We start from the raw sequence: 25,792 nt of genomic DNA, 5'->3' as shown, positions 1-25,792 counted from the left end.
CGTGCCGCACCTGGTGTCCACACCACCAGCCGGGACCCCGGCGGCCGTTTCAGCCCGGCGCGCCTGGGCAGCCGCCGGGGACATCGATGAGAGCCGAGGGAGCGAGGCCGATGTCGACAGGAACGATTCTGGCCATCGTCATACCCGTCGTGGTGGTGATCGCGCTGATCGTGCTGGCCGTCGCCCTGGACCGGCGGCGGCGCCGTCGGCTGCGCGAACGCTTCGGGCCCGAGTACGACCGCGCCGTCGAGGACGCCGGAAGCCGGAGGGCCGCCGAGCACGACCTCGAGGAGCGGGAGAAGCGCCATCAGGACCTGGACATCAAGCCGCTGCCGAGCGGGGCGCGGGAGCGCTACGCCGAGCAGTGGAGCAGCGTGCAGGAGCAGTTCGTGGACCGCCCCGACGGCGCGGTGCACGACGCGGACACGCTGGTGACCTCGCTCATGCGTGAGCGGGGCTATCCCACGGAGGGCTTCGAGCAGCAGATGAGGGACCTCTCCGTGGAGCACGGCCGCACCCTGGAGCACTATCAGGCGGCGCACGAGATCAACGACCTGAGCTCCTCGCGGCAGGCCACGACCGAGCAGTTGAGGGGCGCGATGGTCCACTACCGGGCGCTGTTCGACGAACTTCTCTCGAACGGCGACGCGCCCGGACAGGGCCGGAGCTGAGCAGGAGGACGCGTTATGCGACGCGAGCACGACACACCGGCACGGGCCGGCGACGCCGAGGCACCGCCCATGTACCCCGGAGAGAGCACGGACGTCCCGGCCGACGTACGTGCCGACGAGGACGTACGCGCGGATGAGGACGTACGCGCGGACGAGGACGTACGTGCCGACGAGGACACGCGTGGCACGGAGCCGCGCGAGGCCGAGCGGCGCGGAGCCGAACTGCGCGAGGCGGGGTCCGGCGGCGAGGTGGGGGGCGGTACGGACGTGAGGTCCGACACCGGCATGGGGTCCGGCACCGACGTGAGGTCCGGTGCGGACGTGGGTTCCGGCACCGGCACGGGGTCCGGTACGGAGGTGAGGTCCGGCACCGGCACGGGGTCCGGTACGGAGGTGAGGTCCGGCTCCGGCATGGGGTCCGGTACGGAGGTGAGGTCCGACACCGGCATGGGGTCCGGCACCGACGTGAGGTCCGGTGCGGACGTGGGTTCCGGCTCCGGCACGGGGTCCGGCGTCGGTGCGGAGTCCGGCGCAGGCGATCAGCTGCCGCGCCTCCTCGATGCCGAGGCCGACGAGGTGTTCCGTACGCGCTGGCGCGAGATACAGGGCCGGTTCGTCGACGACCCCCGCGGGGCCGTGCACGAGGCCGACGAGCTGGTCACCGAGGTGATACGGCGGCTCGCCGCCACCTTCGCCGACCGCAAGAAGGACCTGGAAGGCCAGTGGAGCGAAGGCGAGGACGTCGACACGGAGGACCTGCGCACCGCCCTGCGCCAGTACCGCTCGTTCTTCAACCGGCTCCTCACCACCTGACGCGGACCGAGGGCCGGAGGGCCCGGCCGGCCCGTGGGCCGGCCGGGCGCGCCGCGCTCAGCGCAGGTCGAACCGGTCCAGGTTCATCACCTTGTCCCACGCGGCCACGAAGTCGCGCGCGAACTTCTCGCCCCCGTCCGCCGACGCGTACACCTCGGAGAGGGCCCGCAGCTGGGAGTGCGAACCGAAGACGAGGTCGACGGGGGTGGCGGTCCACCGCACCTCGCCCGTGGCGCGGTCGCGGCCCTCGAAGACGTTCTCCTCGGTCGTCGAGGCCTTCCACTCCGTGCCCATGTCCAGGAGCCCGACGAAGAAGTCGTTGGTCAGCGTCTCCGGCCGGTCGGTGAAGACCCCGTGCCGCGACTGGCCGAAGCCGGTGCCCAGCACCCGCATGCCGCCGACCAGCACCGTCATCTCGGGGGCGGTCAGCGTCAGCAGGTTGGCGCGGTCGAGCAGAAGGGTCTCCGGCGACAGCTTCTCTCCCGCCCGGAGGTAGTTGCGGAAGCCGTCCGCCCGGGGTTCGAGGACCGCGAACGTCTCCACGTCGGTCTGCTCCTGCGAGGCGTCCGTGCGGCCCGGCGCGAACGGCACGGTGAGGTCGTACCCGGCGTCCTTCGCGGCCCGCTCCACGGCCGCGCAGCCGCCGAGCACGATGAGGTCCGCGAGCGAGATCCTCGCCCCGCCCGCGCCCTCGAAGTCCCGGCGGATCCCGTCGAGCGCATCGATCGTCCGGACCACCTCGGGCGCGGAGTTGACCTCCCAGTCCTTCTGCGGCGCGAGCCGGATCCGCGCCCCGTTGGCGCCGCCGCGCTTGTCGGTGCCGCGGAAGGTCGCCGCCGACGCCCAGGCGGTGGTCACCAGCTGGGAGACGGAGAGCCCGGAGTCGAGGATCCTGGACTTGAGGGCGGCGACGTCCGCCTCCCCGACCAGCGGGTGGTCGACCGCGGGGACCGGGTCCTGCCAGAGCTGCGGCTCGGGGACCCACGGGCCGAGGTAGCGCGAGAGCGGCCCCATGTCACGGTGCAGCAGCTTGTACCAGGCCTTGGCGAACGCGTCGGCGAGCTCGTCGGGGTTCTCGTGGAAGCGCTTCGCGATCGGCGCGTAGACGGGGTCCATCCGCAGCGCGAGGTCCGTCGTGAGCATCATCGGGGCGTGCCGCTTCGACGGGTCGTGCGCGTCGGGCACGGTGTCCTTCGCCGACGCGTCCTTGGGAGTCCACTGCTGCGCGCCGGCGGGGCTCGTGGTCAGCTCCCACTCGTACCGGAACAGGTTCTCCAGGTAGCCGTTGTCCCACTTCGTCGGCTCGTTCGTCCACGCGCCCTCGAGCCCGCTGGTGAGCGCGTCGGCACCCTTGCCGGTGCCGTACGAGTTCCGCCAGCCGAGGGCCTGCTGCTCGACGGGGGCGGCCTCGGGCTCCGGGCCGATGTACTGGGGGTCGACCGCGCCGTGGCACTTGCCGAAGGTGTGGCCGCCGATGATGAGCGCGGCGGTCTCCTCGTCGTTCATCGCCATGCGCGCGAACGTCTCCCGGATGTCCCTGGCGGCGGCGATCGGGTCCGGGGTGCCGTTGGGGCCCTCCGGGTTGACGTAGATCAGGCCCATCTGCACGGCGCCGAAGGGGCCGGTGAGCTCCCTGTCGCCGCTGTAGCGCTCGTCCCCGAGCCAGGTGTCCTCGGGGCCCCAGAAGATCTCCTCGGGCTCCCAGACGTCCGGGCGTCCGAAGCCGAACCCGAAGGTTCTGAACCCCATGGACTCCATGGCGCAGTTGCCGGCGAAGACCAGCAGGTCGGCCCAGGAGATCTTCCGCCCGTACTTCTGCTTGACCGGCCAGAGGAGCCGGCGCGCCTTGTCGAGGCTCGCGTTGTCCGGCCAGCTGTTGAGCGGGGCGAAACGCTGGGCGCCCTGGCCGCCGCCGCCCCGGCCGTCCGCGATGCGGTACGTCCCCGCGGCGTGCCAGCTCATCCGGATGAAGAGCGGCCCGTAGTGGCCGTAGTCGGCGGGCCACCAGTCCTGGGAGTCCGTCATCAGCGCGATGACGTCCCGCTTCAGCGCGTCGACGTCGAGGTCCGCGAACTCCTTCGCGTAGTCGAAGTCCGCGTCCATCGGATCGGAGAGGGGCGAATGCTGGTGGAGTACCTGCAGGTCCAGTTGGTTCGGCCACCAGTCCCTGTTGGTCTTGGGCCGGGTCTCGGTGGGGGTGGGCGAGGGGATCGCCGGGTTCTCGCTCTCGCTGCCGGGCACGTGGGTCCTTCTTCCGCTCATCGTGACGGTTTCGGCGTCCGTCATGGTCGCGTACGGCGGACCGCGCAGGGGTGATAACACGCAGGGCCCGCCCAACAGGGAGAAATCATCGGAAAGAAGGAATTCACGACCGGGCGCCGGGGCCGGGCGCCGAGGGCCGGGGTCGGCGGGCGCCTACCGCGCGACCAGTGCCCGGGCGGCCCCGGCGACCTGGGCACGGGAGATGCCGCACGCGTCGAGGAGTTCCCCGGTGGTGCCCGAGCCGGGCAGCTCCGTGACGGCGAGGTGGGCGAAGGCCGGATGCGCGTCGGCCACGGCGAGGGCCGACAGGACGGCCTCGCCGAGCCCGCCCTCGGGATGGTGGTCCTCGACGACGACGAGCGCGCCGGTCTCCCGGGCCGCGCGGGCGAGGGTGCCCACGTCGACGGGCTTGACCGAGTACAGGTCGACGACCCGGGCCCGTACCCCGTCGGCGGCGAGCTCCTCGGCGGCCGCCAGGCACTCGTGGAGGGTGACACCGCCGCCCACCAGCGTGACCCGGTCGTCCGCGCTCTCGCGCAGGGTCTTCGACCCTCCCACCGGGAACGTCTCGTCACCGTCGTAGAGGACGGGGTACGCCCCGCGGGTGGTGCGCAGGTAGGAGATCCCGTCCAGGTCCGCCATGGCCGTGGTCAGGGCCGCCGCGGAGGTGGCGTCCGAGGGGTACAGCACGGTGGAGCCGAGGACGGCGCGCATCATGGCGAGGTCCTCCAGCCCCATCTGCGAAGGGCCGTCCGCGCCGATCTCGACCCCGCAGTGCGTCCCGCACAGGGCCATCGTGATCCGCGAGACGGCGGCCATCCGGACGAAGTCGTGCGCGCGGGTGAGGAAGGCGGCGAAGGTCGTGGCGTACGGGCGGAAGCCGCGCACGGCCATGCCGACGGCGTCCGCGATCATCTGCTGCTCGGCGATGTACGTCTGGAAGTACCGGTCCGGGTGGGCCTTCCCGAACTCCTCGGCGTGGGTCGAGTTGCCGACCTCGGCGTCCAGGGCGACGACCTCGGGGCGGGCGCCGAGGGCGGTCAGGGCGGCGCCGAAGGCGACCCGGGTGGCGACCTCGTCGCCGACCTCGTAGCGGGGCGGCCGCACCGGGCCGGCCCGTCGGCCGTCGGGACGGGCGGAACCGGGGTGCGCGGGCGGACGGGGGCCGCGCACCCGCAGGTCGCGGACGCCGCCGAGTCCGGCGACGGCGCGCGCCGCCAGGTCCTCGGGCAGCGCCTTGCCGTGCCAGCCCGCCTTGTCGGCCACCTCCGCCACGCCACGGCCCTTGACGGTCCTGGCGACGACGACGGTGGGCGCCTGCCCGTCGGCGGCCTCGGCCAGGGCCAGGTCGATCGCTTCCAGGTCGTGGCCGTCGACCTCGATCGCCCGGCAGCCGAAGGCCTCGACGCGGCGGGCGTACGTGGCGGTGTCCCACTCCAGTTCGGTGGGTCCGCTCTGGCCGAGGCGGTTCACGTCGAGCAGGACGGTGAGGTTGGCCAGCCGGTGGTGCCCGGCCTTGTCGAGGGCCTCCCACACGGAGCCCTCGGCGGTCTCGCTGTCACCGCACAGCACCCACACCCGGGAGGACCGCCGCTCCAGGTCCCGGATCGCGAGCGCGATCCCCACCGCGTAGCCGATGCCCTGGCCGAGGGAGCCGGTGGCCACGTCGACCCAGGGCAGCTCGGGCGTGGGATGGCCCTGGAGGCGGTGGCCGAAGCGCCGGTACGTCGTCATCAGCTCGTCGTCGCCGATCGCCCCGGCCGCCTTGAACATCGCGTACAGCAGGGGCGAGGCGTGACCCTTGGAGAAGACCAGGTGGTCGCCGTCCGGGTTGTCGGGCGCCGCCCAGTCGTAGCGGAGGTGGCGGGCCATGAGGACCGCCATCAGATCGGCCGCCGACAGGCTGGAGGTGGGGTGGCCGGAGCCCGCGGCCGTGCTGGCGCGCACCGAGTCCACCCGTAGCTGCTGGGCGAGTTCGAAGACCTGGGAGAGGTCGCTGTCGGGGCCGAGCGTGGTGGGGGTGGTGGGTGGTGCGGTCATGACCGGGTCCTTTCCGACCGTGCGGGGTCCCACGCCGCCTCCGCCCCCCCGGGGCGGGCCGGCGCGCAGGGGGGCGCCGTCAGTGCCCGAAGCGGAAATGGTGGCGGCGGGGGCGCTGCCCCCCGGCGGCCGTGGTGTCGTCCTCCGTGCGGGGCGGCGCCGCGTCCCGCTCCTCGTGGGGATCGCGCTCCCGCGGGTGGGACCGCGACTCCGCCGGCTCCTGGGCGCGACGTCCGAGGGCCCGGCGGCGCCGGGCCCGTGCGGCGCCCGCCGCCATCATCGCGCAGGCGAGGCCGACGATCACGGTCAGCGTCACGCCGGCGAGGAAGATCGCGAGGCCGTTCATCGTGGCGATCCGGTGGTCCAGCATCATGACGGTCTGGTCGGGGCCTCCGGTGTTCTCCGAGACGGCCAGCCCGATGAAGGCGCCGGTCGCCCCGAGAAGCAGCAGACCCAGCAGGAACAGCATGGTCGTACGTCCTTCCGCTGACCTCCCCGTGTCCGGCGCGTTCCTCCGCCGCCCCACCCTCCTTCGGCCCCGCGTCTACCCGGACGGTCCGGCGCTCACGCGTGGGGGGCACGGGCGCACGGCACCCGCGCGCACGGCACCCGCGCGTACGGGACCGGGCACCGGGTAGTCGGTCGGGAGGGAAGCGACGGGACCGGAAGCCCGCCCGCTCCTCGGGCCCCTCGGGAGAAGGCGGACCCGGCGCCCTGACTGCTCGTCCCGTACCGCGGAGGTCGGTTCCCCATGAACGCGTCGATGTCCCTCGTCCACGTCCCCGGCGGCCCTCTCCTGCTCCCCGCCGAAGAAGTGACCCTCCTGCTGCGACACCTCGCGTCCCACTGGCTGGACTCCGCCGACGCCGACGACTCGGGCCTCGAACCGGAGACGGTGGAGGCGCTGGTCGGCGCGCTGACGGAGGTCGCCGACAGGATCGACGCCGAGTGCATCGCGCTCATGCCGCTCAGCGAGGAGGGAGAGGCCGGGAGGGACGGAGGCGTTCCACCGCCTTTGTGAACCGGGGGGACCGGGCGACCCCCGTGAACCGGGGGGATCTGGCCGCCCCTGTGAACTGGGGGAACCTGGCCCCCTGTGAACCGAGGCGACCTGGACCCCCCTGTGAACCGGGAGACCGGAGGGCCGCCCCCGTGAACCGCGAGGTCGGAGGAACGCCCCCGTGAACCGGGGGCCGCAAGCGAGGAGAGCAGGATGCCGGAAGACGAGGAGACAAGGACGGGCGAGGAACAGGAGCCACGTCCGGGCGAGCCGCTGCCCCGCGATCCCGAGGACCAGCAGGCCACGGCGGACGACCCGCTGTCCGTACCCGTCCCCGAGGGGGACGACGGGGGAGGGGCACCGGACACCGACGAGGCCGGCACGGGCCCCCGGGGCCGGGTGCACGACGGCACCGTCCACCCCGAACACCCCGCGCCGGGCGAGCCGGCCGACTGACGGGACGGGGAGGGCCGGGCGCGCCCGACGGGAAAGGCAGACCGGGCGTACGGGCCGGCCGGCCTGCCGGGGGCGGGCCCCACCTGCCGGGGGCGGGCCCCATGGGGCCGCGGACCGGCACACCCCCTGCTTCCACCGGCTCCGGCGCGGCACCCCGGGCCGCGTCCGCGACCGCCGGGTGGGCGAGCGCGCGGGCGAGGACCGTGCGGGGGACGGGAGCCCGCCCGAGCCCGCCGCCCGCGAGCGGCCACGGACGCGAACGCGAACGCGAACGCGCGAGTAGACTCCGGAACGGATCCACCCGCAGGCTCCGGACGCCCGCACCCAGGCGGGACGGAGGTCCACTTGACCGGTTCCGCAGACCCCACGGGGTCCCCGCCCGTCGCCCGTGCGGACCGCGCCTTCCCCGCGCTCGCCGCCGAGAACCGCTGGCTGCGGGACCGGCTCGCCCGACGCCACCTGCTCGACCTCGCCGCCGGCGCCCTCACCGCCCAACTGCGGCTGTCCCCCCGTGAAGCGGCCGATCACCTCTCCGCCCTCGCACAGGCGACCGGCCTGTCCGCGGAGGACCTCGCCGCGGACATCGTGAACGCGGCCGCGGGTGACGCCGGGCCCGGCGTCACCGTCCCCCCGGAGAGCGACGCCCCCGCACGCGAGGACGAGCCCGTCGAGCGCCCCGGCGAGGGGCGCCGGGCCCGCCGGGCGGCCGCCGCCGCGGAGACCGCCGACACGGTCGGCGAGGCGGCACGCACCCTCCTGGAGGAAGGCCTCGCCCCGCTCGGCGCGGACAGCCTCTGGTTGTGGCGGTGCGTCGACCGCGGCTGTCTGCGGCTCGCCGGCTCCGCGGGCGCGGGAGCCGGCGAGGCCGCCGCCTGGCAGTGGATCCCGCCCGCCGCCCCCGAGGCGTTCCGCGCCGTCCTCGCCGAGAACGCCCCGGTCTGGCTGGAGGAGGGCCCGCCCGCCGGTGAACCCCTGCCCGGGCCCACCGCCCGCGCCGCCCGCGCCCTGCTCCCGCTGCGCCGGCGCGACAGGACCGTCGGCCTCGCACTCGTCGGCTGGCCGGGCCCGACGACGCTCGACGCGACGGCCCGCCGGGCCGTCACCGGCCTCATGGGCGTGGCGGGCACCGTGCTCGACACCGCCGACTCGCCGCCGTCCGCCGTCCCCGTCCTCGTCGACGTCCTCGACTCCCTCGCCCAGCCGGCGATGCTGCTCGCCGTGCCCGGCACCTCGGGGGAGCCGACCGTGGAGCACCTCAACCACGAGGGTGCCGCCGCGCTCGGCGGCACCTCCTCGGGCAGCGACACCTCCCTGGCCCGCGCCTTCCCCCTCGTCCACGCCGACCTGGCACGCCTGGCACGGCGCGCCACCGGCACCGCGCGCACCCAGCGGGCCGCCCGCCTGCCGGTGACCGGCGTGCCCGGGGACCCGCCACCGCTCCTCGACGTGCGGGTGCTGCCGGCCGGTGGGGAACGTGCCGTGGTGATGTGGCACACCGAGGGCGCTCCCGGGCTCGCCGCGGCCCGGGCGGTCGCCCGGCTGCAGAGCGTGGCGCCCTTCCAGGACAGCCTGACCGGAGGCGGGACGGTGTGGTCACCGGAGGCGTACGGCATCTTCGGGATGGCGCGGCACGAGCCGCCGGTGCCGCTCGCGGAGCTGCGCGACCGGGTGCGCCCGGAAGACCGGGAGGCCCTCGCCGGCCTGGTGGCGACCCTCACCGAGCGGCAGACGGGCGGGCAGACGGTCCTGCGGATCGTGCTCCCCGACGGGATCGTGCGCCACGTGCGGGTGGCGGCCGAGCCGCTGATCGCCCGGGGCACCGTCACCGGCCTCGCCGGGGTGTACCAGGACGTCTCGGACAGCCGCAGGACCGAGGCCGCGCTCGCCGCGACCTTCGACCACCTCACCGCCCTGCACGACCAGGCGGAGCTGCGCCACCAGCTGGCGCTCCAGCTCCAGCAGGCGATCGTGCCCGAGGTTCCCGGCCTCCAGGAGATGCCCGGGGACCTGGTGGTGGCCACCCGGTACCGGCCGGCGGCGGAGGAGTACCGGGTCGGCGGCGACTGGTACGACGTGCTCGCCCTGCCCGGCGGCAAGATCCTCGTGGCCGTCGGCGACATCGCGGGCCACGGCATCGACGCCGTCACGGGCATGGTGGCGCTCCGCAACGCCCAGCGGGCGCTCGCCTTCACCGGCCACTCGCCCCGGCGGCTGATGGGGTGGCTCAACGAGGTGACCCTGCGCACGGGCGGCGGCGTCACGGCGACCGCCGTCTGCGCCCTGTACGACCCCGAGGACCGGGGCCTGCTCTGGACGAGCGCCGGACACCTGCCGATGGTGCTGCTCAGGGACGGCGGGGCGCGGCTGCTCGAACCGCCCCGGGACGTGCTGCTCGGCGCCGTGCCGTCGTACGCCTACCACGAGCAGCGGATCGGGCTGCGCCCGGGGGACACCCTGCTGCTGTACACCGACGGGCTGATCGAGCGCCGTCACGACGGCCTCGACGAGGGCGTGGCGCGGCTCGCCGCGGAGGCGGAGCGGCTCGCGGGCCACGCGCCGGACACCCTCGTCGACGCCCTGCTCGCCACGGCGGCCGGGGACACCGACGACGACACCAGCCTCGTCGCCGTACGGGTCCGGGGCCGGCCACCGGCTCGGTGAGGCACGCCGCCCGGGCCCCTCCGCGAGGGCCCCTCCGCGAGGGCCGCTCCGCGAGGGCCCCTCCGCAAGGGGCGCTCCGCGAGGGGCCGGCGCGCTTCAGCCGGCGAACCAGCCGCGGACCTTGCCGATCAGCTCCTCCTCGTCGACCGGCTTCGACACGTAGTCGTCGGCACCCGCCGCGAGGGCCTGGGCGCGGTCTCCCGGCATCGCCTTCGCGGTGACCACGATGACGGGGAGGCTTGCCCGGCCCGGCAGCCGCCTGATGGCCTTGATCGCCGAGTAACCGTCCATCCCGGCCATCATGACGTCCATCAGCACGAGCGCGACCTCGTCGTGCGCGGCGAGCACCTCGAGGCCGGCACGACCGCCGTCGGCCGTGAGGACGCGGAGTCCGTGCCCTTCGAGGACCGCGGTGAGGGCGAACACGTTCCGGACGTCGTCGTCCACCACCAGCACGGTCCGGCCCGCCAGCCCGTCCAGGGCGTCCGCCCGGCCGCCGGGGGAGAAGCCGGGGGCGGTCCGCGCCCGCGCGGTGGAGGCCGCCCCGGCCGCGGCGAGCTCCGCGGGGCGGGGCACCGGCAGGTAGAACGTGAAGGTGCTGCCCCGGCCCGCGACGCTCTGCGCCTGGATGGCCCCGCCGAGGAGGCCGGCCACCTCCCGGCTGATCGACAGCCCGAGTCCGGTGCCCCCGTACCGCCGGGCGGCCGTGCCGTCGCCCTGTTGGAAGGCCTCGAAGACGTGCTGGAGCTGCTCGGCGGGGATGCCGATGCCGGTGTCGGTGACCCGGAAGGCGAGGACGTGTCCGGCCCCGGCCAGGGACGGCGGGACCTCGGCGGAGGAGGCGTGCTCGACGGCGAGCGAGACGCTGCCCTCCTCGGTGAACTTCAGCGCGTTGGAGAGCAGGTTGCGCAGGATCTGGCGGATGCGCGCCTCGTCGCTGTTCAGCGTCTCGGGCAGGTCGTCCGCCAGGGTGACGGTGAACCGGAGGTGGCGCTCGTCGGCGACCGGCCCGAAGGTCGCCTCCAGGTACTCCATCAACTGGCTGAGGGGGAACGGCTCCTGCCTGATGTCCATCTTGCCCGCCTCGACCTTCGACAGGTCGAGGATGTCGTTGATCAGCTGGAGGAGGTCGGAGCCGGCGGAGTGGATCACCTCGGCGTAGTCGACCTGCTTCTCCGTCAGGTTCCCCTCGGGGTTCTGGGCGAGCAGCCGCGCGAGGATGAGCAGGCTGTTGAGCGGGGTGCGGAGTTCGTGGCTCATGTTGGCGAGGAACTCGGACTTGTACATGGAGGTGCGGGACAGCTGCTGGGCCCGGGCCTCCAGCTCCTGGCGCGCCTGCTCGATGACGAGGTTCTTCGACTCGATGTCCCTGTTGCGGTCGGCCAGGAGCGCCGCCTTCTCCTGCAACTCGGCGTTGGACCGCTGGAGTTCCTGCTGCCCTGTCTGCAACTCCTTCGACCTGGCTCTGAGTTCGTCGGCGAGCTGACGGTACTGGCCGAGGAGCTCGTCGGTGCGCAGGTTGGCGACCAGGGAGCTGAGGACGGCTCCCGCGCTGATCACGAACCGGTCGAGGAACTCCCGCCGGAGGGACGAGAAAGGGGCCAGCGAGGCGAACTCGACGGCGCCGAGCACCTGGTCCTCGACCACCACGGGCAGGACGACCAGCATGCCCGGGTCGCCCGATCCCACGCCGGAGGCGATGGTTGCGTATCCGGGGGGCACGCGCTCGACGACGAGGGCGTGCCGGTCCCGGGCGGCCTGCCCGACGAGGGACTGGCCGAGCCGGAAGCGGCGCGGAGGGGCGTCCGGGTCGTCGGGGGAGCCGTAGGAGGCGGTCATGACGAGCTCGGTGCCCTTCTCGCCGTCCGTGGCGAGGAAGAAGGCCCCGTACTGGGCTCCGATCAGCGGCGGCACCTCGGCCATGATCAACTCGGCGATCTCGGGCAGGCTCCGGGTGCCCTGCAGCAGGCCCGTGGTCCGGGCGAGCGTGGTCTGGAGCCAGTCCTGTTCCTCGTTGGCCCGGGTGGTGGCGCGCAGCGACTCGACCATCGAGTTGATGTTGTCGCGCAGGTCCCCGACCTCCCCGGGGGCGTCCACGGTGATCGACCGGGTCAGGTCGCCCTCGGCGACGGCGCTGGTGACCTCGGCGATGGCGCGGACCTGGCGGGTCAGGTTCCCGGCGAGCTCGTTGACGTTCTCGGTGAGCCGCTTCCAGGTGCCGGAGACACCCTCCACCTCGGCCTGGCCACCGAGTTTGCCCTCCGTGCCGACCTCGCGGGCGACCCGGGTGACCTCGGCGGCGAAGGAGGACAGCTGGTCGACCATCGTGTTGATGGTGGTCTTGAGTTCGAGGATCTCGCCCCGCGCCGAGACGTCGATCCGGCTGGTCAGGTCGCCCTGGGCGACGGCGGTGGTGACCTGGGCGATGTTCCGCACCTGGTTGGTGAGGTTGTCGGCCATGGAGTTGACGTTGTCGGTGAGGTCCTTCCAGGTGCCGGAGACGCCGTGCACGGTGGCCTGGCCGCCGAGCTTGCCCTCCGTGCCGACCTCGCGGGCGACCCGGGTGACCTCCTCGGCGAAGGAGGACAGCCGGTCGACCATCGTGTTGATGGTCTCCTTCAGCTCCAGGATCTCGCCGCGCGCGTCCACCCGGATCTTCCGCGTGAGGTCCCCGCCGGCGACGGCCGTGGCGACCTGGGCGATGGACCGGACCTGGGAGGTGAGGTTGTCGGCCATCGTGTTGACGTTGGAGGTGAGCTCGCTCCACACCCCGCGCGAACGGGGTTCGCGGATCCGGCCGCCGAGCAGCCCCTGGGCACCGACCTCGTCGGCCACCCGGGTGACCTCGGAGGTGACCAGCGAGAGGTGGCCGACCATGTCGTTGTAGACGCCGGCGATCTCGCCGAGGATGCCGTCCGCGGAGACGGGGAGCCGGACGGACAGGTCTCCCTCCCGCACGGCGGTCAGCCCGGCGAGCAGCTGCCCGAGGCCGTCCTGGCCGAGTTCCGTCCGCGGCGCCGCCGCGTCCGGGGTGGAACCGTGCTCTGCCATGAACGACCTCGCAGAGGGAGGGTGGCACTGCCCGGGCGCAGGGGGCGCCGGGGTCCTGCATCACCCTCCACTCTAGGCCGGGTCCGCCCCGTCGGGCTCCGGGGCCCGTCTTTCGGATCAGGCCCTGGGGGCGTCCTGCCGATCAGGCCGGGGCCGCCCCGTCGGGCCGGGCCGCCACCTCCACCTCGAACCAGACGGCCTTGCCGCGGGCCCGGGGGACGCAGCCCCAGGCCGCCGCCAGCCGTTCCAGGAGGTAGAGCCCGTGCCCGGAGGGGAGGCTCGGGTGGTGCCGCCCGCGGGGCCGGGGGCGCGCCGGGTTGGTGTCGCTGACCTGGACCCGCAGCCGGCCGTCGGCGCCGTCGAGCCGCAGTTCGTAGGGGACGCCGCCGTGGGTGGAGGCGTTGGTGACGACCTCGGAGACCAGCAGCAGGGCGTCCTGGACGGGGACCCGCCCAGGCTCCCCGGCGGCCCCGAACCATTCGCTCAGGGCCCGCTGGGCGAGATCACGGCACTCCCGTACCACCCCGTCGCCCTCCGCCAGCTCGTAGCGGCGGGTACGAGTGGTCTCATGCCGGATGTGCGGGCCGGTCATGACGGGCTGCTTCCCCGGTCCCGCCCGCCGAATCACGCGGCGCGGAATCTTCCTGGTGCCAGTTTCCGGTGCCGGTGTCCGCGAGGGCGGAGTCGGCGTCGTCGTACACCCGGAAGACGTTCAGCGCCCCGGTGATCTCGAAGATGCGGCGCACCGGCAGCCGCAGCCCGGCCAGATCCACCCGACCCCCCTCGGTGAGCAGCCGCAGCCGTGTCCGCAGGAGCACGTTCAGGCCGGTCGAGTCGCAGAACCGCAGGCCCGTGCAGTCGACGACGACGCGCGCGGCGCCCGTGCTCTCCTGCAGCGCCTTCCGGAGGGGTTTCACGGTGTCGTGGTCGAGTTCGCCGTCGAGTGTCAGGAGGACGGTCCCGGGATGTCCGCCGTGCCGGCTCACCACCAGGAGACGGTCCTCCCGCGAGGACCTCGCCCCTTCCGTTCGGCTCACAGCCTCCATGGGGCTCACCCGTCTCCTCGTGCGTGAATCCGGATACCTCTGGTGCCGGACACCCCTGGCGCCCGATGCCTCCGTGGCCGGAAGCTCCTACCCCACTCCTGCCCTTTTTCTCCCGTTTCTGACATCCGGAGCGCGTTCGTCCCCTCCCGGGGTCTACGGCTCCGCCCCCGGGGTAGCCGCCGGGGAGCAGGAGGGAGCCGAGCATGGACGCCGAGGGCCAGGATCGCCGCGTGGTGGTCGGGATCGACGGGTCCCCGGCCTCCTACGAGGCGCTGCGGTGGGCGGTGCGCCACGCCCGGCTGACCGGGGCCGCCGTGGACGCGGTGGCGGCGTACGAGCTGCCCGGAGTCGCGGGCTGGTCGGCCCCGCCGGTGGACACCGGCTTCGACGGCACCCAGGCGCGGCGGGCGCTGGCCGACGAGATCCAGACCGTCCTCGTGGGCGCCGACGACGTGCGGCTGCGCGAGCACGTGGTGCGCGGCAACCCGGCCGAGGCCCTGACGAGGGCGGCGTCGGGCGCGGAACTCCTCGTGGTGGGCAGCAGGGGCCGGGGCGGGTTCACCGGCCTGCTCCTGGGCTCCGTCAGCCAGCAGTGCGCCCTGCACGCGCCCTGCCCCGTCGTCATCGTCCGCCCGGACGCCACCGAGAGGACGTGAGGACGTCATGGCACCCTTCGAGCTGACGCGCGTGAGCCTGGCCCAGGAGGAGCGGGGGACGGCCGTGCTGCCCCTGGACGGGGACGGCGACCCCGTCGAGGTCCCCGAAGGCGGGACGATGAGCGTCGCCCTCGCCTTCCGCGTGGGCGAGGCGGTCGACGGACTGGTCTTCGAGGAGACCCGCAGATACGCCGGAAGGGTGATCGGCACCACCAGGACCACGCTCGGCGGATACCGGGCGGGCGGGCCGTACGAGGTCCACCTGCCGCCCGAGCGGCTGCCCGTCGGCCGGGGCAACTGCGGCGTCTACGAGGTCACGGGCCGTTTCACCGACTCCACCGGGCGGGTGCTCGGCCGGGAGCACCACCGGTTCCGCCTCGTCCACCAGCCGGTCCGGCCGGCCGGACCGGAGCGCGCCGCGCCCCCGCCGCGTACGCCCGCCACCCCGCCTCCCGCGCCGGAGACCCCGAACGGCCCCGTCCCGGCGTGACCCGTGGCCCCGCCCCTCCGGGATCGACGGCCCTGAGCGGCTCCGCCCCGGTGTGTCCGGCCGTCCCCCTCCCGGGCCGGAGACTCCGAACGGCTCCGTGCCGGCCGACGGCGCCTACATCAACACCGGCCCGGTCGTCCTGCACCCCAAACGCCCCGGACGGGCCCTGCTGCCGGGCGAGGAGGAGGGCAACGCCGGACACCGCAAGGTCCGGGCCCGCGTCGAGCACGCCTTCGCCCGCATGAAGCACTACAAGATCCTCCGCGACCGCCGACAGCGCGGCGACGGCCTCCACCACGCGGTCCAGGCCGTCGCCCCCATGCACAACCTCGCCCTCGCCGCATGACCGGACCGGCACCGGAACCCGCCCCGACCTGCCCGGACGCAACCTTCTGCAACACCCTTCAGGTGTCGTCCGGTGGGTTTTCGGTCAGGAGTCGTGTATCGAGGTCGGTGGCCCAGGTCAGCGCCCAGGTTTTGAGGTCGGTGATCCGGGTGGGGGTGAGGCCGTAGTCGGTGTAGTCCTGGTCGTCCCACCATTCGGCGCCTGCGAGGCGGTCGCGCAGGTCGTGGAGGTTGAACTCGTACCGGGCGTGGCGACGGCCGAGGGCTTCGAGTTCGGCATTGGTGCGCTGGAGGGAGGCGGCATGGATGTCGATGAGGTCGCGGACCGCGCCGCGGTCGGCGAGGGCGCGGACTTTGGTGCCGATCACGTCATCGAGGGAGAGGACGGGTCCGTACTCGGTGGCGGCGGGCGGGGCCCAGAAGGTCTCTTTGAGGATGTCGACTTCGCATTGCTCGTCAGTGGCGGGGTCGGTGACGAGGAGCCGGCCGGAAAGGGGGTCGGTCTCGATCTGCCTCACTGACCAGCCGCGCCCGGTAAGGCCTGCGCCGATGGTGCGGACGATCTCCGTCATCGGAGCAGGGTTCTCGGTGGCCACGTCCAGGTCCTGGCTGAGCCGGTGGACCAGGCCGTGGGCCTGGACGGCGTAGCCGCCGGTGATGACCAGGGGGTAGGGAGCGCCGAGGGCGAGGACGTCGGCCAGCAGTCGGCGGTGCAGGTCGTCCAGGTTCACGCGACCGAGGCGTCCCGGGCGGCGGCGAGCTCGGGAAAGGCGGCTTCCCACGCGTCGCGCAGCGGGCGGCTGACAAGAGTGCGCAGGACGGGCCACTGGCTGATCAGCAGGTCCCGGTCGAGGACGGCCTCCAGGTCTTCCCGCTGGCCTTCGGCGAGCACGGTGCGGTACAGGCTCATCCGCGAGCGGGTGCCTTCCAGCTGGTAGCTGCGCCGTCCCGACCAGACGACGTGCGGCGGCAGGTCGACGGTGCCCTGGGTGGGGCCGCGAAGATCTTCCAGCCGGGCCGGGAGCCGTCTGCTGTAGCGCGTGCGCAGCACGTCGAAAGCCGACGTCGGGGGAGCGGCGGTGGAAGGAGCCATAGCCTGATTATGGCGTGCCGTGCCGGACGGGGGCCATGTGACGGGAGGCTTTCACGGGTTCCCCGTGCCTGTTCAGGGAGGATGGGACGCGTACCGTCCCGGCAGGCTCATACCGGCGTTGCGACGGCTGCCCCCGACCCGTTTCCCCGTGCCTGCGGGGACGGCCCCTGCAGGCTCTGCCCGTTGGTCGGAGTGATCGACTGCTCCCTGCGCCTGCGGAGGTGGTCCCGAGCTACTCAACTTGATTGGGTGATGTCGGGTGGCGTGCGCCATCGGTCACCTGCGCCGGTGACCGCCGACCCACATGGGCCGGCCCTCGGTGTGCATACTGTGACCCGCAGAGGGCCGTCGTCCGACCGAACGGCGATGGGTGGGGCCGATAGGCACCGGGCCGGGCCGGACGATCAGGGAGACCAGTGATGGACGTCGAGGAATGCTGGCGCCGCTATGGGCTGCGCCCCGTCGACGCGGACCTCGACGAGATCCGTACACTCCTCCGGGAGCACACGGCGCGTGAGCGACGCTCCCAGGGCGAGGGCGACACCGAGCTGATGAGGCTCTGCTGCTTCTATCTGTTCAACAGCGGCGACGTCGACGACGTGCTCCTGATCTGGAGTGCGAAGCAAGCCAGCTTCGACGCAGCGTGCTCGATCGACATCGAATTCCTACTCGGGCACGGGCTCGACGCGACGAAGGCCCACCTCTCGGCCAACTGTGCACCTGCTGCGGCAGCGGCTCTGGATCGACTGCGCGAGCTCGAGGCAGACGGTGAATTCGAGGGCTTCTCAGTGGAGGAGCGCTCCGCCTCCTACGACCGGTACTACGGCGACTGACGAATCCGCAGCGCCGGTCAGTCGTCCGTGATGAGGCCGGTGCCCGCAAGACAGCTGTCGACGAGATCAGGGCGGTACTGGATCTGCTTGAGCCCGCGCTTCACGGCCCTGGCGATCTGGCCCAGGTCGGCTGCGGCGAGGTTGCCGATGTCGCGTTTGACCAGCGACCAAATGCCCTCCTGCGGGTTCAGGTCTGGCGCGTAGGTGGGGAGTTGGAACACGGTGAGCCAGGCGGCATTCGCGGCGATGAACTTCCGCATCCCGGCGGTCAGGTGGAGGCGGACGTTGTCCCAGACCAGCACGATCGGTTCGCCGAGCTGGATGCGGGCACGCCCCAAGAGGCCGCGGAGGTCCCGCCAGCCGAAGCCCTTCGGCTGGCCCTTGCGCCCTCGGTACTCGCGGATGGCGTAGATCAGCCGGGACCGCTCGCCCGGCCTGCAGCAGGTCATACCCGCCATCGACACCCGTCCGGAGCCTCGGCCGCGAACCCGGACGACCGGGGTTCGGCCGATCCGTCCCCAGGTGCGAGAGCGCGGCGGCGTCATCGACTGGCCGGCCTCATCCTCGAAGACGATCCAGCCGTTACACGCCGCCGCACAGCTCTTACCCGTGGCCAGACCTCTTTCTTCCACAGGTCAACCGCCGCATCGTCGCGCTCGATCGCCCGGCGGGTGGGCTGCTGCCACGACCAGCCGTGCCGCTTCAGTAGCCGCCACGTGCCTTCCACCGTGTAGGAAACGTGGAACAGTCGACCGATCAGCGTCTTGACTCGCGCCAGCGTCCACCGCTGATCGGCCCAGCCGTGGAGCAGTGGTCCACGCTCCAACTCCCGCTCCAGCCGCGCGATCTGAACGGAGCTGAGCCTGGGACGTCCGGGCGATCCCTTCGACAGGATCCCGGCCTCGCCTCGCTCGCGCCAAGCCCGGCGCCACCGCTCCACCGGCCGCTCGCTCACTCGCAGCGCGGCAGCGATTTCTCGGTTCTTCTCCGCGCCCTCGAAGCGTTCCACGGCCTGCAGCCGGATCCGCTCCCGCGCGGCTCTCTCGGCGTCGGTCAGCCCGCCGCCCTGCGCGTACCTCACAGCCCCACAGCTACCTCAGCCGACAGGCCGACGTCAGGCAAACATCCCCGACATCACCCAATCAAGTTCAGTAGGCACCGGGGTTCGACCCCTGTGAAGCGTCCTGCTATCCGGCCCATCAGGCCCTCGAACGCGTCCTGCCGGCAGGCGAGGTCTACGCTGTGACCTGCAGCCACCGCATGATCGTTCGTCTTCGCGCACCGATGATCAACGGTGGCCGCACCCGTCTCCACACCGCGTCAGGTCGCGCAGCGTCTGACCGCCGTCCTGTGTATCGGAGGGCTTGTGCAACGTGGCGAAGTCTGGTGGGTCCGGTTCGACGAGCGGAGGTTGGTCGTACTGCTGTCAGGAGACGACGCGTCCGGGTTCCAGGTGATGCAGGTCGTCGCTCCGGCGGGCCTCGACATCAGTGGCCTGGGCATCGAAGTGACGGTCGGCGCCGGTGAAGGGCTGCCGCTCGAAGGCGTGTTGCGGCTCGCGTTCCCTCGTCCGGGCTTCACCCCGTGCACGTGGCTGACCACCGTGTCCCGGGACGACCTGATAGAACGGGCGGCCGTCCTGTCCTCCAGGAAGCTCAGCGAGATCGACGATGCCCTCCGAATCGCTGAACAGGCACAGGAGCGGACCCCGGCAACGACCGCGAAGCTCAGCGAGATGAGGGACGCCCTCCGTCGCGGTGAACTCGGGTAGACGGAGAAGGAGCCGACGCCCGCGAGGGCATGGGCGAGCTCGGGCGAGATGATCCGCCGCCTCGACGCCCCCACCATCGGGATAAGGAGGAACTCGGCCCAGTAGGGGACGATGTACGGCTCGTCGAGGAGCCGAAGGGGGAGGCGGTCTTCTTCCGGAGGCACCTGGACGATGCCCAGGGGGTGCGCGGAGAGGCAGCCGATCTTGCAGCAGGCGAGAAACACCGCTGCCTCCAACCGTGCCTGCTCCGGAGGGCGGGCCGCAGGGATGGTCAGCGGCTGGCCGGCGTCCGTGAGGAGTGGGGGGAGGGCTTGGTGGGATTCGCCGGTGCTGCGGCGACGGTCTTCGGTGAGGGCGAGGGCGGCCCGGGGCATCGGGGTCGCTGTTCCGCGCCGCACCGGCCCCCGGCGGCGAGCGCGTTGGCGCAGTGGGTCAGCAGGTGCGTCGTACGGGTGGTGATGCCTCCGGCCGGCCCTCGGCGAAAGGGTGCGGGGGCGTCTTCCCACGCGCGGCCGGACGCGCACGGGCCCGGCCCCGTCGAAGCCCGCGGCGAGATGTCCGCGCAAGACGCCGCAGCAGCCGTGACTCCCACGGGTGATGCCGCTTCGAACAACGCCGGCCCGGGCCGCGGGGATGGCCGCGAGCGGGGTTCCGACTTGTTCTGCCCTGCCCGGAATCACCGCCCTCGGCCTCCCGGCCGTTCTCGCCGTCGCCCCCAGGATGCCACCTGGGCCCACGCCCTGCGCCAGGCCCGCACGGGGGGCTGGCGCAGGGCGTGCCGAGCGCGCCGGCCGCGGTGAAGACGACGGAAGGCGCCCGTGCGGTGAACCGCACCCGCGATCTTGGAACCAGCGGTCGCGCCGCAAACGCCCGCATGCCTCGTCCGGGTGGAATCTTTCCCTCTTGCCGGGGACCGGTGCTGGTCACATGGGGTGAAGGGGCCGCGTGGCTCGTTTCCCGGACCTGGGTGGGAGGCGTTCATGGGGGTGTGAGTACCTCGACCACCGCCCCGATACTGCCCGCGACCCTCGCCGCCCCCGCCCCTCCCGTCGTGCACGACTCGGGCGCGGACACCGCGCCCGGCGTCATAAGCATCGGCTCCTGCACCACCCTCGGCAGCACCCTGATCGTCCACCTCGCCGGAGAGATCGACCGCTCCAGCGTCGCACCGTTGGGGGCGCTGCTGGCCTCGGCCGCCGACCACGGCTGCACCGGCCTCGTCCTGGACACCTCGCGGGTCACCTTCTGCGACTCCGGCTTCCTCGCCGTCCTCCGCTGGTGGCCCCGGCACGGACGCCGCCTCAGACTCGCGAACCGCTCCCGGGCCGTTCAGCGCCTCCTGAACGCGTCCACCGCGGCAAGACAGGCCCCGAACCGGGCCGGTTCCCCGACGGCAGCGGTCACGTCATGACGTTCATGCTCCTGACCTGCGGCCCGATGCTCGCGGCGGTCCTCCTGGTGCACCGGGAACCCCGGCAAGCACGGCACCGCCGCCCCGCCCGGCCTTCCCGGCCCACGCCCCGCAGAACCCTGATACACTGCCGCCTGGCGCCCCCGTCCCTGTGCTCCACGGCATAGACACGGGAAGGTGTGGGGGCCGTGTCCGTCCGCGGACCCCACACCACCTTCTCCCCGAGCCGCACACATGCCGCTGATCGGCGTCGTCCCGGGACCACCGCGCGACCGACGGTTCACGTTCCCGAGCGGCCCGCCCAGCCCGGACGAGTCCGGCGACGAACTCGGGGCCGGCGAGATGACGAAGCCGGCCGGCCCGGGACACGCCATCGACGACGCCGCCCGCAGCGCCGTCCTCCGCCTGGTCCGGGCCGGTGAGGTCCGCTCGGACGTCTACGCCGGCCCCGTCGGCTTCGTCCTGCGCGGTGTGAACAGTGAGGCGAGGGCCCGGGAGCTGGCCGCCGTCCTGCACGGCCACCTGGAACCGCCGACGGCAACTGTGCCCGCGAGGACCTGACCCCGGCGAAGGCCTGTTCCGGAGCGGTGCCGCTCGGCAGGGGCGACGACGCCGAGACCCGCCGGGGCGACTTGTGATCGCCGGATGTGTGAGGTGAGGGTTCGGGGGTAAGCGGGTCGCGGCAGACTGGGTGAACAGGGACAAGGCTGGTCAGCATGCAGCAGACGGCAAGCAGCGGGGAACGGCAGTCGCCGTTGGGGGATGTCCTCTCGGTGTCCGGGGCGTTCGAGGGCAGCGAGGACATCGCCGTCGCCCGCGACCTCGCCCGCTCCTTCCTCACCGACGTGCAGGCCGTTCACGGTCTGCCGGTGTCCGGGCGCGTGATGAGCGTGGTGCAGCTCGTCGTCAGCGAGTTGGTGACCAATGCCCGCAAGTACGCGCCCGGCCCCTGTCTCATGACGCTGGAGGTCAACGGCGGCGCGGTCGAGGTGAGCGTGTGGGACAGCAATCCGACGCCGCCGGCGATTCTCGCTCCCGACCCGAACCGGATCGGGCAGCACGGGCTGGAGATCGTCATGGCCCTCGGTCAGAGCTTCGCGGTCTCCCGCGAACCCGTGGGCAAACGGATCACCACAGCGATCGGGCTGGCCGACGACGCGTGAGGGCGCAGGGATCAAGCCTCCGGAGGGAAGCGACTGCACCGCCACCCATGCGCGCGCGATCCGCGTACTCGGCGCATGGCAGCGTCCCTGGGACCGTCCGAGCATCTCCCTCTCCCCCCCGTCCATCTGGAGCCTGTCCGGCGCCGGACGGGCGGTACGTGCTCACTGCGCCGTGGTCCGACCGGCGCCGGGGCCGTTGCGGAGCCGGCGCCGTGCCTGTGGCTGTGGTCGCGACCCCGGCCATGAGTGCTCAGGAGGCCGAGCGGGCGGCGTGGGCCTCTTCCTCGGAGCGCCGCCCTCGCTCGTACTCCTGCCGCACGAAAGCCCGCGCACCGTCGGGCCGTACTACGTCGAGGGACCTTCGCGGACTCAGAAGGTCGGGAGGGCCGATACGGCGCAGGAGGCGATCGCGATGGTCGGGAGCGACTGCCGCCCAACTGCGGGCCCGCGTTCGGCGGCACGTCCGAAGAACTGGCCGTGTTCGAGAACGGAAGAGACCGGTGAGCGAACGGGGTTCTCGGCCGGGGCGGGGCCGACGGTCTCGGCCGACCGGCGTTCGGCCGAGACGAAGGCGATTGCGGACGTAGGTGTTCCACCTCTCGTGGGGAGCGCCCACGGTGCGGACTCCGGGATTCCCCTGGGGAAGATCGTGAACTTCTGGCCGGGGATCGCGTGAGCATCCACCCCAGGTGGAGTTCGCGTCGGTGACGGCCTCAAGGACGGTGTCGGTGCAGCCGAGCCTTCCGTCACCACGATGGCCGTCGCCTCTCCCGTCGTCGCGACACCCGGCAAGGAGCAGGAGCGGACGCCGCCGTCGATGCCCGCCGGCGCCGACGGTGACCGCTGGTTCCACACGGAGGTCCCGGCCACCGTCGAGCGGATCTCCACCACCGCGGGCGGCCGTCAACCGCAAGGTCGTCCCCTCAACCATGGGGTGACGTGCCGTGAGTGCCCGGGCTCTGTCAGAGCCTCAGAACGGTGGCTCCTCGGACCACAGGCGTGCCGTCGGCACGAGCGGTGACGGGGGGCTGATGTGCTGAAGGACAGCCATGGCCTCTTCGACGCGGCCGAGATCGACGAGGTGGTGGGCCAGGTCGTGGCTGTTCCTGCGGTCGTGCTGCTGAAGGACGGCAACGGCTTCCTCGGTGCGCCCAGCGCCGGCGAGGAGGCGGGCGATGTGCTTCGCCGCGTACCAGGTGTTGCCCTCAGGGTGAGCCCGGGCCTGCTCCACCCCCTCGTCGACCCCGCCGCAGGCGGCGATCAGCGGCAACCGCATCCAGAACAGCTCCCACTCGCCCCCACCCCCGCGCCGGGCGTCGAGGGCGTCGAGGTGGGCCAGGCCGTCGGCGGGGCAACCTTGGTCGAGGCACAGCTCGGACAAGGCGTGGAGAATCCAGTCGTCGCTGTGGTGGGCGTCGGCCTGGGCGCGCATCACGGCGATCGCCTCTCCGCCCCGTCCGTGTCGAGCCAGGAGCTGCGCGAGCTCGTAGGCCGAGTTCGGGTTCCGGGCCGCGGGACCGTCAGCCTGCCCGTATACGGCGATCGCGCCCTCCAGATCGTCCCCCTCCTCCAGCAGCTCCGCCAGCCGCTGGAGGGCCTCCTCATGTCCGTCCAGCGCGGCGTAGGCACGCAGTTCCTCGATCCGGCCGTGCCGGGCCAACAAGTCGGCGAGCTGGTCCCGGCTGTTGACCGACGTGATCTGCCGGCGGTGGAGCAGGGCGATGGCCTCGTCGATGCAGCCCTGGCGCTCCCGGGTCGTCGCGAGCAGGCCGAGCAGCGTGTCGGGGTCGAGGCCGCGGCAGCACCATGGGCCGTCGCAGCAGTGGTCGGCCCGAATCCGGCCGACGAGCAGCGCGGCAGCCTCCTCGTCGCGGCCGGCGACGGAGGCGACGTCGACCAGGGCGGTGGCGAGCACCCCGTCGTCGACGTGCGGCACGAGCAGGTCGAACGCCTCCTCGGCGCGGCCGTGCCGGGCGAGCAGCCTCGTGTAGGCCTCCAAAGCCATCGGGTGCCCGGCTTCCATGCGGATCCGGGTGATCTCGATCGCCTCGTCGATACGGCCCCAGCCCTCCAACAACTCGGCCGCGGCGACAACGGCCGTCCACCAGCCCGTTGCCACGTACGGGGCGAGCACCTCCGACGCGTCCGCCTCTCGTCCCTGCTCACCCAGCACCCGGGCCCACGCCAGCGCGCAGAACCACTCCCCGCGTCCGGCCTGCAGCTCCACCATGTCGGCATGGCCGCGTTCGAGCAGCCGCGAGACCAGCTCCGGCGGTATGCAGCCGGACCGCGTCCGGGCCCGGTGGTCAAGATCAGAAGCGTCCACGGCCACGCACCATAGCGCTCACCCCTGACACCTTGCCGACCCCACCGGCGGTTTCGAATGCACCACAGACGGAAGGACGCTCCCCGCCAGTCGGCGCCAGCGCCTGGGACGCCAAGCACCGCGAGGCGTACGCCAACGACCAGGGCGCGGACGCCTTGCTCGTCGCGGTCACCGCGCGCACGAACCGGTCGAAGGCCGACCAGGACCCGGCCCAGTGGACGCCACCGCCGCTGCCCGACGCGCACCGCCGGTACGTCGACGAGTGGACGGCGACGAAGCTCTGCCGGGGCCTGGCTGCGGACCGGGACGAGGTCCGGGCGCTCGCGGTGTACGCGGAGGCCTGCGAGCCGACCGCCGTGGTCAACGAGCAGCTGTGCACCGCCCCATGGGACACGGCGGCTACACGCACCGGGCGCACGAGGCGGCCTTCGGGCCGGGCGGCGAGCGTTACTGGATCGGCGCCGCCGAGGCCGAGCGGCGCCGCCAGGTCCTCGACGCCGCGTACGCCACCATCGGCATCACCGACCGCGGAACGGCCGGTGCCGTCGAGCAGCCGGTGCAGCAGCGCGGTCCGCTTGTCCAGGGAGTGCGGGCGGGCATCGGCGCCGGCCGTCGGGTCGTGCTCGGCGGCGTTGAGCGTGCCGACGACCTCGGCGATCAGCAGGGTGTCCGCGCCGGGCGCCAGGTCCTGCCGGACGGTCACGAAGGCCGCGCCTCAAGTCGTTCCCCGCGGACCGTGCGCGTGCGCCAGTCCGGGACGCCCTCGCCCTTCGGCCGGAACTGCTCACCGCAGTCGTCGCGGAACCGGACCGTCCCGGACCCACCGGACCGGATCATCTCGTCGGACCAGAGCTGGTGCTTGGTACGCCAGGCGTGCCAAGCCGCCCGAACCGCATGTTCCACAGGGGGAGCAGCAAACCGAGGAGGACAGGCAGCTGCTGGGCGCAACCGTTCAACCGCTCCGAGAAGAAGGCGGACCGGCCCCTCCGCTCCTACGGAGCAGCCGGTTCTCCACTGACTGCTCCTCTGTCCCGACATACGGCAGTCACCCCTGGGCGGCCGCCCAGCACCCCACACGAGTCACTGGCCGAGGTCGATTACCTCACCTTCTCACCCGCAAAAATCTACACCGGCCAGAGTAGACATTGGTCGGTGTCGGGGCTATGGTTTCTCTCGTAGCCAAGAAGGACAGCAGGGCCTGGCAGAGACGAACTGCCGGCAAGCAGTACCAGCAGTACAGGTGGTTGCAGTTCGCAGGACGGTGCGGCGGCGGAGTTTCGAAGCCAGGGTTGTTGCAGGACGGCGACGGGACTGGCGGCCGCACCGGGTGGCCCGCGGTGATCAGGGGCCGCCGACACGGGACCGCGGTCATGGCAGGTGCGGTACCCGTGAGTGCAGTGCGCAGTACCCCGCAGTGAAGTCAGTGCGCAGTACCCCTGGTGAAGGCGTTGGCTGCGGACGCGCGCACCGGGAAGTTCGGCAGTGGGGTTCCAAGCCGGAGCAGACGCAGGACGGGCGACGGGGCTGGCTGCCGAAGTGGCGCTGTGAGAGGCCACCAGCAGTTCGCAACACCAGCAGTACAAGCGGTACAAGCAGTTCGCAGTAACAGCAGTACGCAGTTCCCGTTTGGCAAGTGATTGATCCAGAGGGATGAACGGAGGAACGGAACACCATCAGGATCGCCCGGACGGAAGTGTTGAGTCC

General features: G+C 72.7%; 22 protein-coding genes and 2 pseudogenes. 14 read left to right on the top strand and 10 right to left on the bottom strand.

The window, feature by feature from the left end:
- Window positions 1–110 precede the first annotated feature (110 nt).
- Complete coding sequence (locus IE180_RS31200) at window positions 111–671, top strand: hypothetical protein (protein WP_190160313.1); 561 nt, start codon at window positions 111–113, stop codon at window positions 669–671.
- Between the two features lie 15 nt (window positions 672–686).
- Complete coding sequence (locus IE180_RS31195) at window positions 687–1,484, top strand: hypothetical protein (RefSeq protein WP_190160312.1); 798 nt, start codon at window positions 687–689, stop codon at window positions 1,482–1,484.
- Between the two features lie 57 nt (window positions 1,485–1,541).
- Here IE180_RS31195 and katG read toward each other — a convergent pair whose 3' ends face one another.
- From katG to IE180_RS31180, 3 genes are all read right to left on the bottom strand, one after another.
- The gene (gene katG, locus IE180_RS31190; RefSeq protein WP_190160311.1) at window positions 1,542–3,725 is read right to left on the bottom strand and encodes a catalase/peroxidase HPI; all 2,184 of its coding nucleotides are present in this window, start codon (window positions 3,723–3,725) and stop codon (window positions 1,542–1,544) included.
- 174 nt (window positions 3,726–3,899) lie between these two features.
- Entirely contained in the window at window positions 3,900–5,786 is a 1,887-nt protein-coding gene (locus IE180_RS31185; RefSeq protein WP_190160310.1) for a transketolase, read from the bottom strand.
- A 79-nt stretch (window positions 5,787–5,865) separates the two neighbouring features.
- Window positions 5,866–6,255 carry a hypothetical protein gene (locus IE180_RS31180; protein ID WP_190160309.1) on the bottom strand — a complete coding sequence of 130 codons (390 nt, stop codon included), beginning with the start codon at window positions 6,253–6,255 and terminating at the stop codon, window positions 5,866–5,868.
- A gap of 282 nt (window positions 6,256–6,537) precedes the next feature.
- Here IE180_RS31180 and IE180_RS31175 point away from each other — a divergent pair, with 282 nt between their 5' ends.
- The 3 genes from IE180_RS31175 (at window position 6,538) to IE180_RS31165 (ending at window position 9,903) form a co-directional block, all read left to right on the top strand.
- Complete coding sequence (locus IE180_RS31175) at window positions 6,538–6,807, top strand: DUF6213 family protein (protein WP_190160308.1); 270 nt, start codon at window positions 6,538–6,540, stop codon at window positions 6,805–6,807.
- Window positions 6,808–6,999: 192 nt separating this feature from the next.
- Window positions 7,000–7,242 carry a hypothetical protein gene (locus IE180_RS31170; protein ID WP_190160307.1) on the top strand — a complete coding sequence of 81 codons (243 nt, stop codon included), beginning with the start codon at window positions 7,000–7,002 and terminating at the stop codon, window positions 7,240–7,242.
- A 345-nt stretch (window positions 7,243–7,587) separates the two neighbouring features.
- Window positions 7,588–9,903 carry a SpoIIE family protein phosphatase gene (locus IE180_RS31165; protein ID WP_190160306.1) on the top strand — a complete coding sequence of 772 codons (2,316 nt, stop codon included), beginning with the start codon at window positions 7,588–7,590 and terminating at the stop codon, window positions 9,901–9,903.
- Between the two features lie 96 nt (window positions 9,904–9,999).
- On the opposite strand, the gene IE180_RS31160 is transcribed toward IE180_RS31165, so the two are convergent.
- From IE180_RS31160 to IE180_RS31150, 3 genes are all read right to left on the bottom strand, one after another.
- Window positions 10,000–12,954 carry a HAMP domain-containing protein gene (locus IE180_RS31160; protein WP_190160305.1) on the bottom strand — a complete coding sequence of 985 codons (2,955 nt, stop codon included), beginning with the start codon at window positions 12,952–12,954 and terminating at the stop codon, window positions 10,000–10,002.
- 142 nt (window positions 12,955–13,096) lie between these two features.
- The gene (locus tag IE180_RS31155; RefSeq protein ID WP_190160304.1) at window positions 13,097–13,546 is read right to left on the bottom strand and encodes an ATP-binding protein; all 450 of its coding nucleotides are present in this window, start codon (window positions 13,544–13,546) and stop codon (window positions 13,097–13,099) included.
- Complete coding sequence (locus IE180_RS31150; protein WP_373302840.1) at window positions 13,521–13,991, bottom strand: STAS domain-containing protein; 471 nt, start codon at window positions 13,989–13,991, stop codon at window positions 13,521–13,523. Before IE180_RS31150 ends, IE180_RS31155 begins: the two co-directional genes overlap by 26 nt.
- 212 nt (window positions 13,992–14,203) lie before the next feature.
- Here IE180_RS31150 and IE180_RS31145 point away from each other — a divergent pair, with 212 nt between their 5' ends.
- The 3 genes and pseudogenes from IE180_RS31145 to IE180_RS31135 form a co-directional block, all read left to right on the top strand.
- The gene (locus IE180_RS31145) at window positions 14,204–14,656 is read left to right on the top strand and encodes a universal stress protein (RefSeq protein WP_190160302.1); all 453 of its coding nucleotides are present in this window, start codon (window positions 14,204–14,206) and stop codon (window positions 14,654–14,656) included.
- A gap of 7 nt (window positions 14,657–14,663) precedes the next feature.
- Window positions 14,664–15,146 (top strand): hypothetical protein, encoded by a 483-nt coding sequence (locus tag IE180_RS31140; RefSeq protein ID WP_190160301.1) that lies wholly within the window; start codon window positions 14,664–14,666, stop codon window positions 15,144–15,146.
- A 94-nt stretch (window positions 15,147–15,240) separates the two neighbouring features.
- Window positions 15,241–15,492, top strand: a pseudogene (locus IE180_RS31135) (transposase family protein); the annotation flags it as partial.
- Window positions 15,493–15,550: 58 nt separating this feature from the next.
- On the opposite strand, the gene IE180_RS31130 reads toward IE180_RS31135, so the two are convergent.
- Both IE180_RS31130 and IE180_RS31125 read right to left on the bottom strand, forming a co-directional pair.
- Complete coding sequence (locus IE180_RS31130; RefSeq protein WP_190160300.1) at window positions 15,551–16,222, bottom strand: nucleotidyl transferase AbiEii/AbiGii toxin family protein; 672 nt, start codon at window positions 16,220–16,222, stop codon at window positions 15,551–15,553.
- The gene (locus IE180_RS31125) at window positions 16,219–16,584 is read right to left on the bottom strand and encodes a hypothetical protein (RefSeq protein ID WP_190160299.1); all 366 of its coding nucleotides are present in this window, start codon (window positions 16,582–16,584) and stop codon (window positions 16,219–16,221) included. The genes IE180_RS31130 and IE180_RS31125 overlap by 4 nt, the downstream gene beginning before the upstream one ends.
- A 419-nt stretch (window positions 16,585–17,003) precedes the next feature.
- Between IE180_RS31125 and IE180_RS31120 the strand changes: the two genes are divergently transcribed.
- Window positions 17,004–17,417, top strand: coding sequence for a hypothetical protein (locus tag IE180_RS31120; protein WP_184931761.1), 414 nt, complete (start codon window positions 17,004–17,006; stop codon window positions 17,415–17,417).
- 17 nt (window positions 17,418–17,434) lie between these two features.
- Here the strand turns inward: IE180_RS31120 and IE180_RS37690 are convergent.
- Window positions 17,435–18,498, bottom strand: a protein-coding gene (locus tag IE180_RS37690; RefSeq protein ID WP_444545787.1) for an IS630 family transposase whose coding sequence is annotated in 2 segments (ribosomal slippage) — window positions 17,435–18,052 and window positions 18,055–18,498 — 1,062 coding nt in all. Because the reading frame shifts where the segments join, the coding sequence is not laid out codon by codon here.
- 285 nt (window positions 18,499–18,783) lie between these two features.
- On the opposite strand from IE180_RS37690, the gene IE180_RS31105 reads away from it, so the two are divergent.
- From IE180_RS31105 to IE180_RS31090, 4 genes are all read left to right on the top strand, one after another.
- Window positions 18,784–19,188: a putative type II toxin-antitoxin system PemK/MazF family toxin gene (locus tag IE180_RS31105; protein WP_190160385.1), complete on the top strand. Its 405-nt coding sequence runs from the start codon at window positions 18,784–18,786 to the stop codon at window positions 19,186–19,188.
- A 988-nt stretch (window positions 19,189–20,176) separates the two neighbouring features.
- Window positions 20,177–20,599, top strand: a complete 423-nt coding sequence (locus IE180_RS31100) for an STAS domain-containing protein (protein ID WP_190160296.1) — start codon at window positions 20,177–20,179, stop codon at window positions 20,597–20,599.
- 234 nt (window positions 20,600–20,833) lie between these two features.
- Window positions 20,834–21,160 (top strand): hypothetical protein, encoded by a 327-nt coding sequence (locus tag IE180_RS31095; protein ID WP_190160295.1) that lies wholly within the window; start codon window positions 20,834–20,836, stop codon window positions 21,158–21,160.
- Between the two features lie 155 nt (window positions 21,161–21,315).
- Window positions 21,316–21,762: an ATP-binding protein gene (locus IE180_RS31090; RefSeq protein ID WP_190160294.1), complete on the top strand. Its 447-nt coding sequence runs from the start codon at window positions 21,316–21,318 to the stop codon at window positions 21,760–21,762.
- A 970-nt stretch (window positions 21,763–22,732) separates the two neighbouring features.
- Here IE180_RS31090 and IE180_RS31085 read toward each other — a convergent pair.
- Window positions 22,733–24,088 carry a tetratricopeptide repeat protein gene (locus IE180_RS31085; RefSeq protein ID WP_190160293.1) on the bottom strand — a complete coding sequence of 452 codons (1,356 nt, stop codon included), beginning with the start codon at window positions 24,086–24,088 and terminating at the stop codon, window positions 22,733–22,735.
- 92 nt (window positions 24,089–24,180) lie between these two features.
- Between IE180_RS31085 and IE180_RS36850 the strand changes: the two are divergent.
- Window positions 24,181–24,447: pseudogene (locus IE180_RS36850) on the top strand (HNH endonuclease); the annotation flags it as partial.
- Window positions 24,448–25,792 lie beyond the last annotated feature (1,345 nt).

It is taken from the genome of Streptomyces litmocidini (assembly GCF_014649755.1).
Classification (GTDB): domain Bacteria; phylum Actinomycetota; class Actinomycetes; order Streptomycetales; family Streptomycetaceae; genus Streptomyces; species Streptomyces litmocidini.
This window is presented reverse-complemented; position numbering and strand designations above follow the sequence as displayed.

Bases quoted from the DNA above. Each gene is read 5' to 3' on its own strand.
- IE180_RS31200 (WP_190160313.1), top strand. From the start codon at position 111: ATGTCGACAGGAACGATTCTGGCCATCGTCATACCCGTCGTGGTGGTG.
- IE180_RS31195 (WP_190160312.1), top strand. From the start codon at position 687: ATGCGACGCGAGCACGACACACCGGCACGGGCCGGCGACGCCGAGGCA.
- IE180_RS31185 (WP_190160310.1), bottom strand. From the start codon at position 5,786: ATGACCGCACCACCCACCACCCCCACCACGCTCGGCCCCGACAGCGAC.
- IE180_RS31180 (WP_190160309.1), bottom strand. From the start codon at position 6,255: ATGCTGTTCCTGCTGGGTCTGCTGCTTCTCGGGGCGACCGGCGCCTTC.
- IE180_RS31175 (WP_190160308.1), top strand. From the start codon at position 6,538: ATGAACGCGTCGATGTCCCTCGTCCACGTCCCCGGCGGCCCTCTCCTG.
- IE180_RS31170 (WP_190160307.1), top strand. From the start codon at position 7,000: ATGCCGGAAGACGAGGAGACAAGGACGGGCGAGGAACAGGAGCCACGT.
- IE180_RS31160 (WP_190160305.1), bottom strand. From the start codon at position 12,954: ATGGCAGAGCACGGTTCCACCCCGGACGCGGCGGCGCCGCGGACGGAA.
- IE180_RS31155 (WP_190160304.1), bottom strand. From the start codon at position 13,546: ATGACCGGCCCGCACATCCGGCATGAGACCACTCGTACCCGCCGCTAC.
- IE180_RS31145 (WP_190160302.1), top strand. From the start codon at position 14,204: ATGGACGCCGAGGGCCAGGATCGCCGCGTGGTGGTCGGGATCGACGGG.
- IE180_RS31140 (WP_190160301.1), top strand. From the start codon at position 14,664: ATGGCACCCTTCGAGCTGACGCGCGTGAGCCTGGCCCAGGAGGAGCGG.
- IE180_RS31125 (WP_190160299.1), bottom strand. From the start codon at position 16,584: ATGGCTCCTTCCACCGCCGCTCCCCCGACGTCGGCTTTCGACGTGCTG.
- IE180_RS31120 (WP_184931761.1), top strand. From the start codon at position 17,004: ATGGACGTCGAGGAATGCTGGCGCCGCTATGGGCTGCGCCCCGTCGAC.
- IE180_RS31095 (WP_190160295.1), top strand. From the start codon at position 20,834: ATGCCGCTGATCGGCGTCGTCCCGGGACCACCGCGCGACCGACGGTTC.
- IE180_RS31090 (WP_190160294.1), top strand. From the start codon at position 21,316: ATGCAGCAGACGGCAAGCAGCGGGGAACGGCAGTCGCCGTTGGGGGAT.